Annotated in this window: 14 protein-coding genes; 4 read left to right on the top strand and 10 right to left on the bottom strand. The window is 62.7% G+C overall.

Annotated features, from left to right (window positions below; all coding sequences use genetic code 11):
• Positions 1–388: 388 nt before the first annotated feature.
• Positions 389–1,921, bottom strand: a complete 1,533-nt coding sequence (locus tag BUB60_RS15390; protein ID WP_073080858.1) for an FAD-dependent oxidoreductase — start codon at positions 1,919–1,921, stop codon at positions 389–391.
• A 217-nt stretch (positions 1,922–2,138) separates the two neighbouring features.
• Here BUB60_RS15390 and BUB60_RS15395 point away from each other — a divergent pair, with 217 nt between their 5' ends.
• The 4 genes from BUB60_RS15395 (at position 2,139) to BUB60_RS15410 (ending at position 6,844) form a co-directional block, all read left to right on the top strand.
• On the top strand, positions 2,139–3,575 hold the full coding sequence (locus BUB60_RS15395; RefSeq protein WP_159435439.1) for an aldehyde dehydrogenase family protein: 1,437 nt from the start codon (positions 2,139–2,141) through the stop codon (positions 3,573–3,575).
• Between the two features lie 11 nt (positions 3,576–3,586).
• Positions 3,587–5,083 (top strand): aldehyde dehydrogenase family protein, encoded by a 1,497-nt coding sequence (locus BUB60_RS15400; protein ID WP_073080860.1) that lies wholly within the window; start codon positions 3,587–3,589, stop codon positions 5,081–5,083.
• 298 nt (positions 5,084–5,381) lie between these two features.
• Positions 5,382–5,690, top strand: a complete 309-nt coding sequence (locus tag BUB60_RS15405; protein WP_073080862.1) for a PadR family transcriptional regulator — start codon at positions 5,382–5,384, stop codon at positions 5,688–5,690.
• The gene (locus tag BUB60_RS15410; RefSeq protein ID WP_073080864.1) at positions 5,687–6,844 is read left to right on the top strand and encodes a DUF2812 domain-containing protein; all 1,158 of its coding nucleotides are present in this window, start codon (positions 5,687–5,689) and stop codon (positions 6,842–6,844) included. Before BUB60_RS15405 ends, BUB60_RS15410 begins: the two co-directional genes overlap by 4 nt.
• 145 nt (positions 6,845–6,989) lie before the next feature.
• Here BUB60_RS15410 and BUB60_RS15415 read toward each other — a convergent pair whose 3' ends face one another.
• From BUB60_RS15415 to BUB60_RS15455, 9 genes are all read right to left on the bottom strand, one after another.
• Positions 6,990–8,279 carry a PucR family transcriptional regulator gene (locus BUB60_RS15415; RefSeq protein WP_073080867.1) on the bottom strand — a complete coding sequence of 430 codons (1,290 nt, stop codon included), beginning with the start codon at positions 8,277–8,279 and terminating at the stop codon, positions 6,990–6,992.
• Positions 8,280–8,318: 39 nt separating this feature from the next.
• Positions 8,319–9,524, bottom strand: a complete 1,206-nt coding sequence (locus BUB60_RS15420; RefSeq protein ID WP_073080869.1) for a winged helix-turn-helix domain-containing protein — start codon at positions 9,522–9,524, stop codon at positions 8,319–8,321.
• Positions 9,525–9,680: 156 nt separating this feature from the next.
• The gene (locus BUB60_RS15425; RefSeq protein ID WP_073080872.1) at positions 9,681–10,127 is read right to left on the bottom strand and encodes an FMN-binding protein; all 447 of its coding nucleotides are present in this window, start codon (positions 10,125–10,127) and stop codon (positions 9,681–9,683) included.
• Between the two features lie 4 nt (positions 10,128–10,131).
• Complete coding sequence (locus tag BUB60_RS15430) at positions 10,132–10,665, bottom strand: flavodoxin family protein (protein ID WP_143162382.1); 534 nt, start codon at positions 10,663–10,665, stop codon at positions 10,132–10,134.
• A gap of 32 nt (positions 10,666–10,697) precedes the next feature.
• Positions 10,698–11,279: a TetR/AcrR family transcriptional regulator gene (locus BUB60_RS15435; protein ID WP_073080877.1), complete on the bottom strand. Its 582-nt coding sequence runs from the start codon at positions 11,277–11,279 to the stop codon at positions 10,698–10,700.
• A gap of 398 nt (positions 11,280–11,677) precedes the next feature.
• Positions 11,678–13,066, bottom strand: coding sequence for a sensor histidine kinase (locus BUB60_RS15440; RefSeq protein ID WP_073080879.1), 1,389 nt, complete (start codon positions 13,064–13,066; stop codon positions 11,678–11,680).
• Positions 13,063–13,758 (bottom strand): response regulator transcription factor, encoded by a 696-nt coding sequence (locus tag BUB60_RS15445; protein WP_073080881.1) that lies wholly within the window; start codon positions 13,756–13,758, stop codon positions 13,063–13,065. The genes BUB60_RS15440 and BUB60_RS15445 overlap by 4 nt, the downstream gene beginning before the upstream one ends.
• A gap of 26 nt (positions 13,759–13,784) precedes the next feature.
• On the bottom strand, positions 13,785–13,994 hold the full coding sequence (locus BUB60_RS15450; protein WP_073080883.1) for a copper ion binding protein: 210 nt from the start codon (positions 13,992–13,994) through the stop codon (positions 13,785–13,787).
• A gap of 50 nt (positions 13,995–14,044) precedes the next feature.
• A complete protein-coding gene (locus tag BUB60_RS15455; RefSeq protein ID WP_073080885.1) occupies positions 14,045–16,510 on the bottom strand; it encodes a heavy metal translocating P-type ATPase in 2,466 nt (821 codons plus the stop codon).
• Positions 16,511–16,523: the final 13 nt, after the last annotated feature.

Raw genomic sequence — 16,523 nt, forward strand, 5'->3', positions numbered from 1 at the left:
ATTAGGTTAGCTCAGCAAAGCTGCTGCGCACTGGTAGCCTTCCCCCGGGGGAAGGTGGTACGGCGAAGCCGTGACGGATGAGGGCGGCTTGCGGCGCGTAAATACGGCTTTTAGTTCAACCGCCTGCGGCAGACCCTCATCAGTCGGCTCCGCCGACAGCTTCCCCCAGGGGAAGCCTTTAGATTGACGGGCTCTGAGTTAACTTTATGGCCATATTCACGAATCACCCGCCCCCGGGGAACGGGCCGCCGAAGGCGGCGGCCCCTACATGTCGTGTATCCCCGTCCTTCCCCGGCTCCCTCAGACGAGGGAGCTGTCGCCCGCAGGCGACTGAAGGAGGGAGCTTTGTCGGCGCGGCATGTTGTCCGCTTCGCTGCAAGCTCGTTCGTTATACACGCCCGCCCAGCGACTCTCCCAGCAAATACCCAAACGTGAGGGCGGTGCCGTGGCTGTTGCCGGCGATGAGGATGGGATAGTCCACGCCGTAGCGGCCGCCGGCGGCGTTGCCGATGGCGTAAAGGCCGGGGACGGGCGCGCCCGCCTCGTTCAAGACGCGCATGTCCGTGTCGACCCGGAGCCCGCCGGCGACGGCCAGGAGCGCGGGGCCGAATTTCAAGGCGTAATAGGGCGGCTTATCCAGCGGGACCATCAGCTCCCGGCGCTTGCCGAAATCCAGGTCCTGCCCTGCCCGCGCCATTGTATTATACCGCTCAAACACCGCGGCGAACGTGTCCGCCGGGACGCCCATTTTACCGGCCAGCGCCTCCGGCGTGCCGGCTGAAACGACGACGCCGCGCTCGAGGCCCCGCTGGAGCTGCGCCTTCTCCGCCTCCACGTCAAAGTCCTTTTCGCCGAGAACATAGTCCTGTCCCCAGAACATGCCCCCGCCGTATTGCAGCGTGGGCGGCACCTTGGCGGGCCAGTCGCTGTCGATAATGGACCAGGCGTACGTCATGCGCTCTCTTAAGATCGCCACCGACTTGCCCTGGACGTAGTTGTCCTCGTTCATAAAGCGCGTGCCGTCGGGCTTGACGAAGAGGAAGCAGTAGTTGGCGTAATGATACGCCTGGGGGTGCAGGATGGTGGGAAACGGCGCGTCCTCAAAGGCGCCGCCCGCCCAGAGGCCCATGCGGTGGCCGTCGCCCATGTTGCCGCCCTTGGGGGCGTATATTTTCGCGGCGACGCGGTTGGCAATGGGCGCGAGGTCTTCGCACATCGCGTCGTTGCCGCCGATGTCGCCGGTGGCCAGGACGACGCCCCGCCGTGCCCGGGCGAGGAGGTGCCCCTCCCCATCCTTGGCTATGGCGCCGATGATAGCACCGTTTTCCTTGACGAGCTGCTCGGCGGGGCACTTGAAGAAAAAGCGCGCGCCCAGCTTCAGCGCCTCGCTGTACATGGCGCAGACGGCGTCGGCGCCGCCGGCGCGGGCGCCCTTTTTCGCCATGGGGCCGTCAAAAAAGCGGTGGGAGCCGGGAATCTCGAGATACGTCTCCCCTTTGTACGCGTTGCCCTGCAGGGCCGGGCGGGCGCCGTATTCGGGCCGTGTGAGGATGTCCACGAGCCAGTCCATGGCGCGCCCGCCGTTGTTGAGATACAGCCAGAGGATCTTTTCGTCGCAGCGGTTGCCGCAGCGCTTGATCCACTCCCGGGCGACCGCTTCCAGGTCGTTTTCATACCCCGCGCCGCGCATGAACGCCGAGTTGGCCACGCCGATGTTGCCGCCGCGGCCGGACCAGCTGGCGCCCTTTTCCAGTACGAGCACGCTGGCGCCCGTCTGGGCCGCCCGCAGCGCACAGGCAACGCCGGCGATGCCCGCGCCGATCACCACAACGTCGGCCTCCTCGCGCTGTGTGAGCTTCTCCTGGGGAATCGGCTCGGGCGGCGCCGCCCAGGACCCCCAGCGCGGATCGATGTTTGACATAATACCCCTCCTCAAACCGGAATGTCTCACAATATTTTACCATGTTATACCATACCGCAGCGATGTTTTAAATGCGGTTTAACGGGGGGTTCATTCGTAGGAAGTGACGAAAATTCACCGCCCGTTTTAATAAGCCGCGACCGTGCCGCCCGATCGATGCCCTGCTATGCTTGAGGCAAGCCAAAGCTTTACAACAATCATGATTGGAGGAATCGCAATGCAGGAGTATAAAATGCTGATCGGCGGCGCGTGGACGGACGCCGAATCGGGCGGGACCTTTGTCACCGTCAATCCGGCGACGGGGGAGGCACTGGCCCGCGTGCCGCTGGCGGACGAGCGGGACGTGGACAAGGCGGTGCAGGCCGCCCGGGCCGCGTTTCCGGCCTGGGCGGGACTCAGGCAGTCCGAGCGCTCGGCGATGCTGAACAGGATCGCCGCGGCCATCCGGGAAAACGCCCGGGAGCTGGCGATGTGCGAGGTGCTGGAGCACGGCACGCCGTATAACGACGCCTTCGGCGTCGTTATGGGCGCGGCGGAGAAGTTCGACTACAACGCCTCCGTGGCCCAAGCGCTCCTGGGCATCCATATTCCGATGGAGCGCGGGATGACCTCGTACTTCAGGCGCGAGCCCTTCGGCGTCGCGGCGCTCATCATCCCGTGGAACTTCCCGATCATTATGATGGCGGTCAAAGCGTCGATGGCTCTGGCCGTGGGCAACACCTGCGTCATCAAGCCGCCCAGCATCAATTCGATGACCGATCTGAAATTCGCCGAGGTCATCCAGAAGTCGGGGCTCCCGGCAGGCGTCATCAACGTGATCACCGGCCCGGGCGACAGCGTGGGCAAAGCGCTGGCCTCCCATCCGGACGTGGACCTCATCGGCTTCACCGGCAGCAGCGAGACGGGCAAGGCTGTCCTCCGGTACGCCAGCGGCACCGTTAAAAAATGCGTCATGGAGCTGGGCGGCAACAACCCCGTCGTCATCATGCCGGACGCCGACCTTACCGCCGCCGTCAAGGTCCTGGGCTTCCGCCAGTACAACAACTCGGGGCAGCACTGCTCCGGCCCGGGCCGGTACTACGTCCACGAGAAGGTTTACGACGCTTTTCTTGAGAAGCTGGCCGCCTTTGCCGGAACCGTCACGGTGGGCGACCCGGCGGATGAGGCCACCTTTATGGGCCCCGTGGTAAGCAAATCCCACCAGGAGAAGGTGGAGGGCTATATCAAAGGCGCTTTGGAGGGCGGCGCGGCGCTCTACTATCAGGCGGAGAAAACAGACTGCCACAAAAAAGGCTTTTTCGTCATGCCCGCCATCGTCTCCGGCGTCACCCACGACATGCCGATTGCCAAGGAAGAGGTCTTCGGCCCTGTGGCCGTCGTTATCAAATACACGGACAAGGACGACATTCTCGCCCTGGCCAACGACTCTCCTTACGGGCTCTGCGCGCACCTGTGGTCCAGCGATATCAGGCGGCTCCTGAAGCTCTCCGAGGACCTGCGGGTCGGGAGCGTCTTCATCAACTGCCAGACGCTCACAAACGAGCAGTCCTGGGGCACGTCCGTCAAGGAAAGCGGCCTCGGGAAGGAGGGCGGCATGGCGGGCCTTGCCGAATTCACGGAGCTCAAGATGGTCACCGTCGACTATACCGTTTGAAAGGGGCAGCCATGGATTTTCTGAATCAGGAATTTTACAATCTCATCGACGGCGCACTCGTCAAGGCGCAAAAGGGCGGGACCATGAACATTATAAATCCCGCAAACAACAAGGCCGTCGCCGTCGTGCCGAAATGCACCGCCGAGGACGTGGCACTCGCCGTGGCGGCGGCAAAGCGGGCCAAAAACAGCTGGAAGAATACCTACGTGGGCGACAGGGCCGCGCTGCTTTACAAGCTGGGCGCCCTGGTCGCCGCCCACGCCGGGGAGCTCATCCCCATGGAGACGGCCCAGTACGGCGGGCCGGTGAGCAAGACAAGCAACTTCGATATTCCGGCCGCCATCGGCGAGTTTGAGCTGATGGCCGGCATGGGCCGGAGCGTCACCGGCACCACCATCACCGCCGACCCGACGGCCCGGATCCTGACGCTGCGGGAGCCCTACGGCGTCGTGGGGCTCATCACGCCGTGGAACTTCCCGCTGGTCACCGCCGTCAGCAAGCTGGCCCCGGCGCTCATCACGGGCAACACGTGCGTGTTAAAGCCGCCCTCCTGCGCGCCGCTCACCGTTTTGAAGCTTGCGGAATACGCCGTGGAGGCCGGTTTCCCGGCGGGCGTTATCAATATCGTCACCGGGCCGGGGCCGGAGGTGGGCGAGGCGATCGTCACCCACCGGGACGTCAACAAAATCAGCTTCACCGGAGATTCCCGCACCGGCAAGCGCATCATGGAGCTGGCGAGCGGGCAGGTCAAGTCGGTGGCCAGCGAGCTGGGCGGCAAAAACGCCATGATCGTCCTGGACGACGCCGAAATCGACGCCGCCGTGGAGACGGCCGCGTACAGCGCTTTCTTCAATTCCGGCCAGAACTGCGGCTCTCCCAGCCGCTTCTACGTCCAGGAGGGCATCTACGACGAATTTGTCGGCCGCTTCGTCCGGGCCGCAGGCAAGATCGTCGTCGGCGACCCCACGGACCCGAAAACGATGATGGGCCCCCTGGCGTACAACGCCTGCCGCGACACGGCGGAGCGCTACATCGCGTCGGCGAAAAAGGCCGGCGGCAGGCTGCTGCTGGGCGGGGAGCGCCCTGAGACGCCGGACATGAGGGACGGGGCGTATGTCTGTCCCACGATCTTCCAGGTCTATGACAACAGGCAGGAGATGATGCAAGAGGAGATTTTCGCCCCCGTCGTGGGCGTGATGAAGGTCAAAACGGCGGACGAGGCCGTGGATCTCGCCAACGACTGCCGCTACGGCCTATGCGCCTCCATCTGGACGCGGGATTACAGGAAGGCCCTCAAGCTGATCGACCGTCTCGAGGTGGGCACCGCCTGGATCAACCAGCATCTCAAAATCGTCCCCGAAACGCCCTGGGGCGGCTGCAAGGAGTCCGGCTGGACGAAGGAGAACTCCATGCTCGTCTTCGAGGAGTACACCTTCCACAAGCACGTCTGGCTGGAGCTCAGCGAGCAGCCCCACACGTTCTGGGAGACGATGCTCGATCTGAATTGACCCACCTTAAAATAGTATAGGGCCGCGCCCATTTTCTGTTTAACCGTCGCACCCTGTAGGGGCGATTCACGAATATGGCTATAAGGTTAGCTCAGGAATCCGTCAATCTAAAGGCTTCCCCCGGGGGAAGGCTAACAGTGCGCAGCCGACTGAGGATTGCTCCCGTGCCGCGCCGCTGCGCACCCCGCTCGGGGCGGCTGCAAATCCGCCCCGATATTTTTATTGACTGTTCCAGATCATGGCAGTATTATTATGTCACGCGATATATCGCGTGACATAATAATATGGAGGCATATCTATGGCGGAGCAGCAGCCGATGACGGAAGCCATGTATTATATCCTCCTCGCCCTTTTGAAGCCGGGGCACGGATACGGCATGATACTGCGCATCAGGGAGCTGTCCGGCGGGCGCCTTGAGATGGGGCCGGGCACGCTCTACGGCGTTCTGACCCGGATGAAAAAAGAGGGGCTTATCAAGCTCGCCTCTGAAAAGGACCGGCGAAAGACATACGCGATCACCGACAACGGCGGGAAAGCGTTATTGGACGAATACGCGCGGCTGAAGCTGCTGGTCCGGGACGGCGCGATATTGGAGGAGCTGGAATGAACAGAAAATACGTCATCCATCCCGCCGAGTATGCCATCGGAGAAAATGAAAAGCTGTACGCCGACATGGCCGCGAGGGGCTGGCTGCTCGAAAACCGGGGCGCGTATTTAAGCCGGTTCCGGAAGGCCGCGCCGGAGAAGCTGCGCTACCGCCTGGAGCCCTGTTCTCCCGACACGCCGAACGGTGAAACCGAGCTGCCGGAGGACCAGCGGGCGCTTTACGAGGAATGCGGCTGGCGTTATGTGACGGGCAGGGTCTGGATACACGTCTTCTCGGCGCCGGAGCGCAGCGACATCCCGGAGCTTCATACCGACCCCAGGCAGCAGGCCGCCACGCTGAAAGGGCTGCGCCGCCAGTATTACTTTAGCTGGATTCCGGCGATTTTATTTTTGCTGCTCTACTTCAGCCTGCGCATGGTAATCATCAGAAGCAGCGTAGAAAGCGCTTTCGCGGGATTGGCGACTGCGTTTAAACTGACGTGGTTTACGCATACCGCATCTATTTCGCTCTTTGCCTTCGCGGCGTTCTGGTCTTTGTATGCGGCGCTGCGCGGCGCGGTATGCATCGCCCGGCTCCGCCGGCGGCTGAAGCGCGGCGCGCCGATTGACCACGCGCCAACGAAAAGGCATCTCCCCCACCGCATCCTCAGCGGCATCCTGCTGGCCTGCTGCGCCGCCGGCGTTGTGCTGTCCGTTGTGCAATGGGCGCAAAACGAGAAATATGACATGCCATATGAGACAGGCGGCCCGTATCTGCTGCTGAAGGACCTGGGATGGAACGGCGAGCGCACACAGGTTTTCTACTCGGACACGTCCAGCTATGTAAAGACAAGGCGTTCGCTCCTTGCCGGCCAGTGGTATACATACGAGTGTGTCTCGACGAACGATAGAAACGGCGGATATGTCTGGATGTACCAGGACATTTACGAGCTGCCCAGTGAAAGGCTGGCGGCGGCCATTGTCCCCATGCTGATGAATGAAGCCGTGTTCGCACGGAGCAATTACGGTTTTAAGCGCGTTGACGTGCCGGGCCTCGATATTGCGTACATTGGATATATGGAATATATCGCCGTAAAGGGTAACACCGCGTACTTCATAAAATATTCCGACCAGGGGACACAGGCCGACGTGCTTGCCAGGCTGGCGGAGGCTTGAAAGGCGGAGGCGATCACAGTTCGCCCCTACGGCCGGGGCGCGATGCAAGTCTGGGGGCGACAGCCCCAGCGGGGTCCGGGGCGGCAGCCCCGTAAAAAGGGGTCATAGGGCACAGCCCTATACCTTATAAGGGCGGGCGGGTGGGCTAATGATCTGATTCCGGGAGCTCGTCCCATTTGAGGTACCGTTCAATTTTTTTATCGTATTCCAGGAGCCTGAAGGTGAGTTCAATCTGCTGGACGGCGTCGTAATTGTCGAGACTCAGGTCCATGATTTCCTCGATGCGCTTGAGGTGATAGACCATCGTGTTGCGGTGGAGGTGCAGAGCGCCGGCGGCGTTGGTAATGTTCTTAAAAGACCGGAGATAGGCGTAGAGGCTGGCGGTGAAATGGGTCTGGTACTCCCTGTCGTGGGCCATGAGCGCCTCCAGGGCCGGGTGGCCGTATTTTTTTACGCCCCCCGCGCCGGCGCAGGCCTCCGAGATGTGGTAGATGGCGTATTCCCCGTAGGGGTAGATATACCGGTCGCCGTCCATGTGGGTGCCGACGCGCATGGCGTCCAGCGCCTGCTCGTAATAAAAGCGGAGCTCGGAGGGCTGGGTGCACCGGCGGGATATGCCGCAGCGGATATTGTATTTTTTCAGAAAGACGCCGAGGTTTAAAAGCTCGGTTTTAAAAATGTCCCTGGCCCGGGAAAAGCTGGCCGTGATGACGATGTAATTGTTGTAGACGATCGCCCTGCCGCCGCTGATCATCTGCTCCAGCGTGTCGCGCATGTAGGACACGGAAAACTGGCGCACGTCGTACTCCCGCACGTCGAAGACGAAAATGTAAATGTTTTTCTTGAGGCCGAGATTTAGAAGCCTGACCCGCTCCTCGATGGCCCGGGGGTCGGTCAGCCGCCCCTCCAGGAGGTTCCAGATAAAATCCTCGTAGAGCATTCCCCGGGAATACTGCCGGAACCGGCTCTTTTGAAGCTCGGCGGAGACGGCGTCGCACAGGAGATTCAAAAGCGGCACGTCCTCCTCGGAAAAGGGCTTTAAATACTCGAGGACGGAGACCGTCGCGGCCGTCTTCTCCCCCACCGTCAGCCTTTTGAAGATGCGGGGGTACGCCATGCCGGCGGTCTGATACCGGAAAGCCGCGTCGCTCCGATCGATCCGGTCGGCCAGGTTTTCCCGGACGCCGGCGGCGACGGCGTCCGGCGTGAGCAGGCCGTTTTCGCGGAGGGCGTTCCAGTCCTTATCGTCCGGCACGTCCACCTCCGACGCCATGGCGAGGGCCTTCCAGCTCTTATCCGTGACGATGAGAGGGTTTTGGAGCATTTTGAAGCCGATTTCAACAATGCTCTGCAGCCCGCGGTCGCCCGCCAGGGCGCCCAGCAGCTGGGACGCAAACTGCCCGTATGAACCGCTTTTCTCGGTGCCGTTATCCATCGTGTCACTCCCCCGGTTTGAAGTCCGATTCAAGGCGCCTCACGCTTTGACAGCCTGTGCGCAGCCGTTGAAGCGCGCAAAGCGCTGAAGCTGCGCGGCCAGCTGCCGGTCAAAACGCTTTGATTGCTGAAAGCCCGGCTCCGGCCAGAAGTTTTTGACGAGGAGCCGCGCCGCCTTCCTGTCGGCCTCCAGCTCGATCCGGCCGGCGAAGGCGCCGCCGTAAAGCACCGGCAGCACGTAGTAGCCGAACCTGCGCTGGCTGACCGGCGTGTAAATCTCCCACTTGTAGTCAAAATCGAACAGCGCTTTGATGAGCTTTCTGTCCCACAGCATATTGTCCAGCGGGGCGAGAAGCTCCAGCCGGCCGTGCCCGCCGCCGCCCTCCAGTATCTCACGCGCGAGGGGCTCGTCCTCCCCCTGTAAATAAAGCGGCGCCGACAGGCCGTCCACCCGGCAGGCGATGAGCCTGTCCTCCTCCAGGAGCCGGGAGAACGCGCTGTTCCGCTTTTCCGCCGTCAGCCCGCCAATACCGAGCCAGGCGTCGGAGGGCCTGTTCCAGAGCAGGCCGACGGCGCCGACGCGCCGGGCGATCATCCAGCGGATGAAGTCCGCCTCGGTCTCGTTCGGGTCCGCCGCGCTCAGGATGCCGGCGCCCAGGGCATCGGACGCCAGGGTATAATACTTCATCGTCCCCTTTTTGTGGTGCAGGACGAGCTCGCCCCGGAAGTAGAGCGTCTCCAGCGCGGCCCTGGACAGCGGCGCGGGGTTCCAGGACCAGTCCACCTTTCCGGCGCAGTCGATGCCCGCCGAGGCCGCGTTCAGCGCGGCCACATCCCTGGAGCAGACGAAGCCCCGCTTCCGGATCAGCTCCTTTACCGGGCCGGCCACCGCCTCCACCAGCTCCCGGCTGTGCCCGTGCTCGGCGTTGTGCCGCCGCGTGCGGGCGAAGTATTTCCAGTCTTCGGCGGCGATAATGGCCATGTTCTTGTCGAAATAGTCCACCAGCGCCCTGTCCTCGTACAAAAGCGCGTTCAGCAGCTCCTTCGTAAAGCCGGCCACCCGGGAAAACAGGACAAGCTCCGCGTTTTTCCCGCAGATGTCGATGGGGTCGTACTGAACGCATCCGGCCTGGCGGATAAAGTCCAAAACGCCCTGCCTGCCGCTGAATTTGTGCGCGCCCGAAAGCCCCTGCTTTGCCAGCATGAACCGCCGGGCCTGTTCTACCGTAAACGCGTATGTTTTCATGCGCGGCTCTCTTTCGAAATTTTAATCAGATAGATTTACTATATCATATTTACAGAATTTCACAAGAAAGTAAAAGGCCGGCGGCTCGCTTACATTCGCGAGGCGCCGGCTTTTTTGCCGTATCGATTGTTTTTTGCCCGCCGTCCCCTGTCCGGTTCAGCCTCCGGCCTGCAGCAGGGCGTTTTGCACCGCCATGAGGTAGCCCTTGGAGGTCAGCGTGGCGCCGCTGATAACGTCCACCTGGAGGGACTGGTTTTTGACGACCCTGTCGTAGAGCGCGTCCCGGGCCGCGGTATCGTTATACTTCATGGACTCCTCCAGCAGCCGGATGCTTACCACGCGGCCGCCCTGCACCGTCACCTGGGCGGAGTTGGCGCGCCAGCCGTACATGCCGCCCTGATATCCGCCGGTATAGACGCCGTCCCTCAGCCGGCTGAAATCGGCCATATGAAGCGGGACGCCGGCGGCCTCCTTATGCTCCTTATCGATTTGCAGCCAGCCGACGAGCGCGGCGGCGGCAATAACGACGGCGGCAAGGACGGCGATAAGACCGGCACGGCGCTTTTTCTTTTTTCCCGCGCGCACGGCGGCATTGTTTTTCATCCCGTCACGCTTCTTTCAGCACTTTTTCCCGCAGCTTGCCGACGACGGTCCCGGTCAGGCGGCGCGCGGTCTCTTCACTGACACGGTAAGCGCCGATGTCCTTTGTGGTCGGCTTCGGGTCCTGGGGCAGCAGGTCGGCGATGTGGAGGTCAACGACCGCCTCGGGCGCCCGGCCCGTCTGCTTTTTGAGATTCGCGGAAAGCTTTGTGTTCGAGCCCAGGGAGCCGCCGCTCAGGGAAATGTAAGCGTACCTCTTCGCTTCCTTTTTGAGCCGGCGGAAATAGGCGCGGAACGGGAAGGCCGCCGTGCCCATCCAGACGGGCCCGACGAAGATCACAAGGTCGTACGGGGCCATACTTTCCGGCCCGGGGCGCACCTTCGGCGTCCGTCCGAGGACCACGTCCCCGAAGATGGTGGCGTTGGTACGCCGCTTGTCTTCCGTAAGCCTGATGTGCTCGGCCGGGAGCGCCCCGGCAACGCCTTTGGCCAGGACCTCGTTATTGCCGGTGAGCGAGTATGATATCACCGCGATTTTCATATTTAACATCCTTTCTTTCGCCTGTTCTCCGTTCATGCCCCGGTATCCATCAGGCCCTTCATTGTGAATTCCGACATGTAATCCAGCACCTGGGGGAAATAGTGCAGGCCGATTTCCGCCTTGTGGGTGTCCACGGACACGAGGGCGGCGAAGATGGCCATGATCAGCTCCGGAGAAATATCGCGGCGCATTTTGCCGTCGGCCTGCCATTTCCTGACCACGTCGATGAAGCTGTCGTACAGGAAATCCACGCACTCCACGGCGTTTTCCTCCCGGTAGTTCTGCTCGAGCTTCTGAAAAACCTCCCTGTTGTACCACTCCCTCAGGATGGGGTTTTCCAGCATCCCCCGGAGGTTTCGGCCGGTCATCTCCTTCATGACGGCCATGGGGTCTGCCTCCAGGTCCAGCGTATCCAGGATGCTCTTTTTCAGCCTGACGTTCTCCGCGTTGAACAGCTCCATAAAGAGCTGGTCCTTGGACGTGAAGTAATTATAAAACGTGCCGACGGCCATGCCGGCGGCCTTCATGATTTCCGCCACGCCGGTGTCCTTAAAGCCCCTGGCGCTGAACAATTCCTTCGCGCACCGTAAAATCTCCGCTTTTTTGTCGGTCATGCTTCGGCCTCCCGCTTTGGTTTGCTGGTTTGTATCTGAATGAATATTTTTTTATTCATTCAGATAGTAGCATAAGAAAAGAGCCCCGTCAAGGGGCCCCGGAAATTTTATCACGATGTGCCGCGCGGCATTGCAGTTGCCCTGCCGCGCCAACGGGAGTGGCGTGCCGGGGTCGTCACGCCCTACGCATAGCATAACGGCATCCCATAGTCCCCGTACCGTGTCATTCCTGTAGTCCATACTATGTCATTCCCGCGAAGGCGGGAATCCAGGCCTTCCCCGACAGGGGAAGGCGGCGCGAAGCGCCGGATGGATGACTCCCGGCGCGCCAGCAAGGCCCCTCATCAGTCGGCTGCGCCGACAGCTTCCCCCAGGGGAAGCCTTGGGGACGCGGGCGCTTATTGCGGCAGCGTGACGATGAATTCGCTGCCTTCGCCGGGGGCGCTCTTTGCCGTGACGCTCCCGCCGTGGGCGGTGACGATGGATTTGACGATGGCGAGCCCGATGCCGCTGCCGCCGGTGTCGCGGCTGCGGGACTTGTCGGCCCGGTAAAAGCGCTCGAAGATATACGGCAGGTCCTCCGGCGCGATGCCGGCGCCTGTATCGCGGACGGAGATGCAAACGCCGCCGTCGCCCTCGGACGCGGCAACCTCGATCCGGCCGCCGGGGGGCGTATATTTCACGGCGTTTGACAGGAGGTTCACCAAAACCTGCGTCAGCTTGTCCCTGTCGGCGGACACGGCGATATCCGGCAGGTCCGCTCCGAGCGTGATGCGCTTGGCGGCAAGCTCGCTTTCAAAGCAATCCGCCGCCCGCCGGACAAGGGCGTGGAGGTCCACGGGCTCTTTTTGGAGGGCGCGGGTCCCGCCCTCGATCCGGGCGAGATTTTCAAGGTCGGCAACGAGCTTTGACAGGCGGACGGTCTCCTCGTGGCAGCTTTTGAGCCGCGCCGCGTCGGGCGCCCAGACGCCGTCCAGCATGGCCTCCAGATGGCTTTGCAGGTTTGCCATGGGGGTGCGCAGCTCGTGGGCCACGTCGGCGGTGAGCCGCTTGCGGAGCGACTCCTGCTTTTCCAGCTTTTCGGCCAGCGTGTTGATGGCGCCGGCCAGCGCGGCGAGCTCCGCCGTCGTCGAATCCTCTTGCAGGCGGCTTTCGTAATCGCCGTCCGAGATGCGGTCCGCTGTCCGGATGACGTTGGAGATCGGCTCCGCCAGGCGCTTTGCCATGACGGCGCCGGCGACGAGGGCCGCGCCGCCCACCAGCGCCATGGCCAGCAGGATGAGAAGATTCAGGGTGTTTAAGTAGCGGATGTCATTGTCCGTGTAAAAATACGGCCCGTAATAGCCGATAGTCACGGTACCGACGGTTTTGCCGCCTGAGACCACGCCGTAGGTCTTCTCGGTATAGCCCCCGTCGAAGCCGGCGTCCTGGCGAAGCATGTTGGCGGCCATCGCGTCGAGCATGGCCGCGCACAGACCGCTGTTATGGACCCGGGCGTCCCACAACACGGCGCCGGCGCTGTTGCTGACGCGGAGGATGAGCCCGTCGCTCATAGCCCCAATGCCGATGCTTTCAAGGCCGCCGATATCCCACCGGCCGCCCCAGTCGGCGTAGCGGACAGAGAGCGTCGAGACGATCTCGGTGTTTTTACGGCTTAAATTATCGATGACGTAGCTTGCAAACTGCTTTTTCAGGATGACGTTGGCCAGGACGCCCAGGAGCGTGAACGTCAAAAGCGTCAGCAGGAGAAAGGCCGCTGTGAGCTTAAACCGCAGTGACCGCTTCATCCGGCGCCCCCGATCTTGTAGCCGACCCCGTGGACGGTCAGCAGATAGCGGGGCGACCGGCCGCCGTCGCCCAGCTTCTGCCGGATGTTTTTGATGTGCGTGTCGATGACCCTGTCGTAGCCGTCAAAATCCTCGCCCAGCGCCAGCTCTATAAGCTCCGCCCGGGTAAAGGTCTTTTTCGGGTATTTGGCCAGCGTCAGCAGGATGCCGAACTCATTGGGCGTCAGGGGCACCGGCGCGCCGGCCTTCAGCACCTCGCGGGTGCGCGCGTCGATGACCACCTCGCCGCCGTACAGCTCGTACGTCTCCAGCGGCGGCGGCGCCGGCGCGCGCCGCAGCACGGCCTCCACGCGGGCAATGAGCTGGCGGGGCGAAAACGGCTTTGTGACGTAGTCGTCGGCGCCGATGGAGAGCCCGCCGACCACGTCGGCGTCCTCCACCTTCGCCGTCAGCATGATGATCGGGACGGCCGAATTTTTCCGGAGCTCCCGGCAGACCTCCTCGCCCGTCATGTCGGGCAGCATCAGGTCCAGGATGACGAGGGCGGGACTGCGCTCGTTAAAGCGGCGCAGGGCGTCGCCCCCGCTGTGGGCCCGGATGGCCGTATACCCCGATCTTTCCAGATAGGAGCTCACGACCTCGGTGATTTTGGCCTCGTCATCCACGACGAGGACGGTTTTTCCCTGCGTCATCCGCGCGCCTCCCTGTCAGGCCGCCGTCACGCGACGACGTCGTAGCCCTCGTGCTCGATCGTTTCCCGGATTTTAACGGCGTCGAGCACCGTGGGGTCCAGCTCGACGGTGACCGTCTTGTCCTGGAGGCTCACGCCGACGCTTTTGACCCCCGTCAGATTCCCGACCGCTTTCTTGATCCTGTTTTCACAGTGGCTGCAGGACATGCCTTCTACCTTGAGGACGATGTTTTGCATTGTAAATTCTCCTTTGATTTGATTGAAGTGAATGAATCGGGCTTTGCCCGTCATTGCCTGACTTTAAAGCGCTTGAGGCGCAGGGCGTTGGTGACCACCGACACGGAGGAGAACGCCATCGCCGCCCCGGCGAAGATCGGGGACAGCAGAGGCCCGCCGAACAGATACACCACCCCGGCGGCGAAGGGGATGCCGATGGTGTTGTAAATAAACGCCCAGAAGAGGTTTTGCCTGATGTTCCTGATGGTGGCGCGGGACAGCGCCACGGCGGCGGGCACCTCGTTGAGGTCGCCGCGCATGAGCACCACGTCGGCGGATTCCACCGCCACGTCCGTGCCCGTGCCGATGGCGAGGCCCACGTCGGCCTGGACGAGGGCCGGGGCGTCGTTGATGCCGTCGCCGACCATGGCGACCTTCCGCCCGGCCTCCTGGAGCCTTTTGACCTCGCCGGCCTTGTCCTGGGGCAGCACGTCGGACAGGACGTTGTCGACGCCCACCTCGCCGGCGATGGCCTGGGCCGTGGCCTTATTGTCGCCCGTGATCATCCAGACCTGGATGCCGAGCTTTTTAAGCCTCTCGATGGCCGCGCGGCTGGAGGGCTTGACCGTGTCGGAGGCCGCCATCAGCGCCATGAGCTGCCCGCCGGCGGCGATATACATGAGCGTCCGGCCGGCGCCGGAGAGCGCCTCGGCGTCCCTGTCCGCCGCGGCGGTATCGATATTATTTTCCCGCATGAGCTTTAAGTTGCCGGCCAGGACGCGGACGCCGCCCACTAAAGCGTCGATGCCGCGTCCGGGCACCGCCTTGAAGCTCTCGGGCTTCGTCAGGTCAAGGCCTCTCGTTTCGGCGTCCTCGACGATGGCGCGGGCGATGGGGTGCTCGGAGCCGCGCTCGCTGGAGGCTGCCAGCGCCAGCGCGCCGGCCTCGTCGTAGGCCCCGTAAAGCCGGATATCGGTCAGGCGGGGCTTTCCCTCGGTGATGGTGCCCGTTTTGTCCAGCACGACGGTGTCGATTTTGTGGGTCGTCTCCAGCGCCTCGCCGCCCTTTATCAGGATGCCCAGCTCCGCGCCCTTTCCGGTGCCCACCATGATGGCCGTCGGCGTAGCGAGCCCCAAGGCGCACGGGCAAGCGATGACGAGGACGGAGACGAAAATCGTCAGGACGAAGTTGAAGTCCTTGCCGCCGAGCGCCCACGCCACCGCCGCCACGACGGCAATGCCCAGAACCACCGGCACGAACCAGCCGGAGACAACGTCCGCCAGCTTGGCGATGGGCGCCTTTTTGCCCTGGGCGTCCTCCACCAGCCTGATGATCTTGGACAGGGCCGTGTCGCCGCCGACGCGGGTGGCCTTAAACCGGACGAGCCCCTCGCCGTTGATGCTGCCGCCGGTGACCTCGCTGCCGGGCTGCTTGTCAACAGGCAGGCTCTCGCCCGTCAGCATCGATTCGTCCGCCGTGGTGACGCCGTCCACGACGACGCCGTCCACCGGGAAGGCCGCGCCGGGCCGCACCACGACGATATCGCCCACGGACACTTCGTCCAGCGGAACCTCCAGCTCCCTGCCATCCTTCTCCACGGTGGCCGTGGTGGGCCGGAGCTGCAGGAGCTTTTTGATGGCGTCGGACGTCTTGCCCTTGCTGGCGGCCTCCAGATACTTGCCGAGCATGACGAGGGTGATGACGACGGCGGCCGACTCAAAGTAGAGCGACATGGCAAACATCTCGTCCCCCAGGTAAACACGCACCGTGGCGAACAGGCTGTACAAAAACGCGCTGCCCGTGCCGATGGCCACCAGCGTGTCCATATTCGGCGCGCCCTTGAAAAGCGTTTTGAAGCCCCTGGTGAAAAACCGGCTGCCGGCAATAATGACCGGGATCGTCAAAAAGAGCTGCACAAGGGCGAAAACGAGCGGATGCGCCTGGGGACTCATGAACTGCGGGATCGGTATATGGAGCCCCGGGAACATGTGGGACATGGCGATGTACAGGACCGGCGCGGCGAAGACGGCCGCCGTAATGAGGCGGTTGCGCATATTTCGGAGCTCGCGGGCGCGTCTCTCCTGCTCGAAATCCCTGGTTTTCTCCCCCTCGATGTCCCGAGGGGTGTAGCCCGCGTCCTCGATGGCCGCCTTGAGCTCGCTGAGCTTGACCTTTGACGGGTCATATTCAAAGACGCCGCGGCCGGTGGTGAGGTTCACCTGCGCGTCCGCGACGCCGTCCAGGCGCTTTGTCACGCGCTCCACGGCGGCCGAACAGGCCGCGCAGGTCATGCCCTCCACCATCAGCTCGACCTTTTTGGTGCGGGGCTCGTCGACGAGGCCGTATCCGGCGTCCTCCACGGCCTTTTTGATCGTATCAAAGCTCAGGCGCGCCTCGTCGTAAACCACGTCCATTTTCTCGGTGGCGATGTTCACCTCGCTGGTCTCGACGCCCTCGAGCCTGGAGACGGCCCTCTTGACGGCGGCGGCGCAGGCCGCGCACGTCATCCCCGTGACGGGGTATGTTTTAGTTGTCATATCTTTTTCCTGC

Origin of the sequence: Sporobacter termitidis DSM 10068 (assembly GCF_900130065.1) — a bacterium.
GTDB classification, from domain to species: domain Bacteria; phylum Bacillota; class Clostridia; order Oscillospirales; family Oscillospiraceae; genus Sporobacter; species Sporobacter termitidis.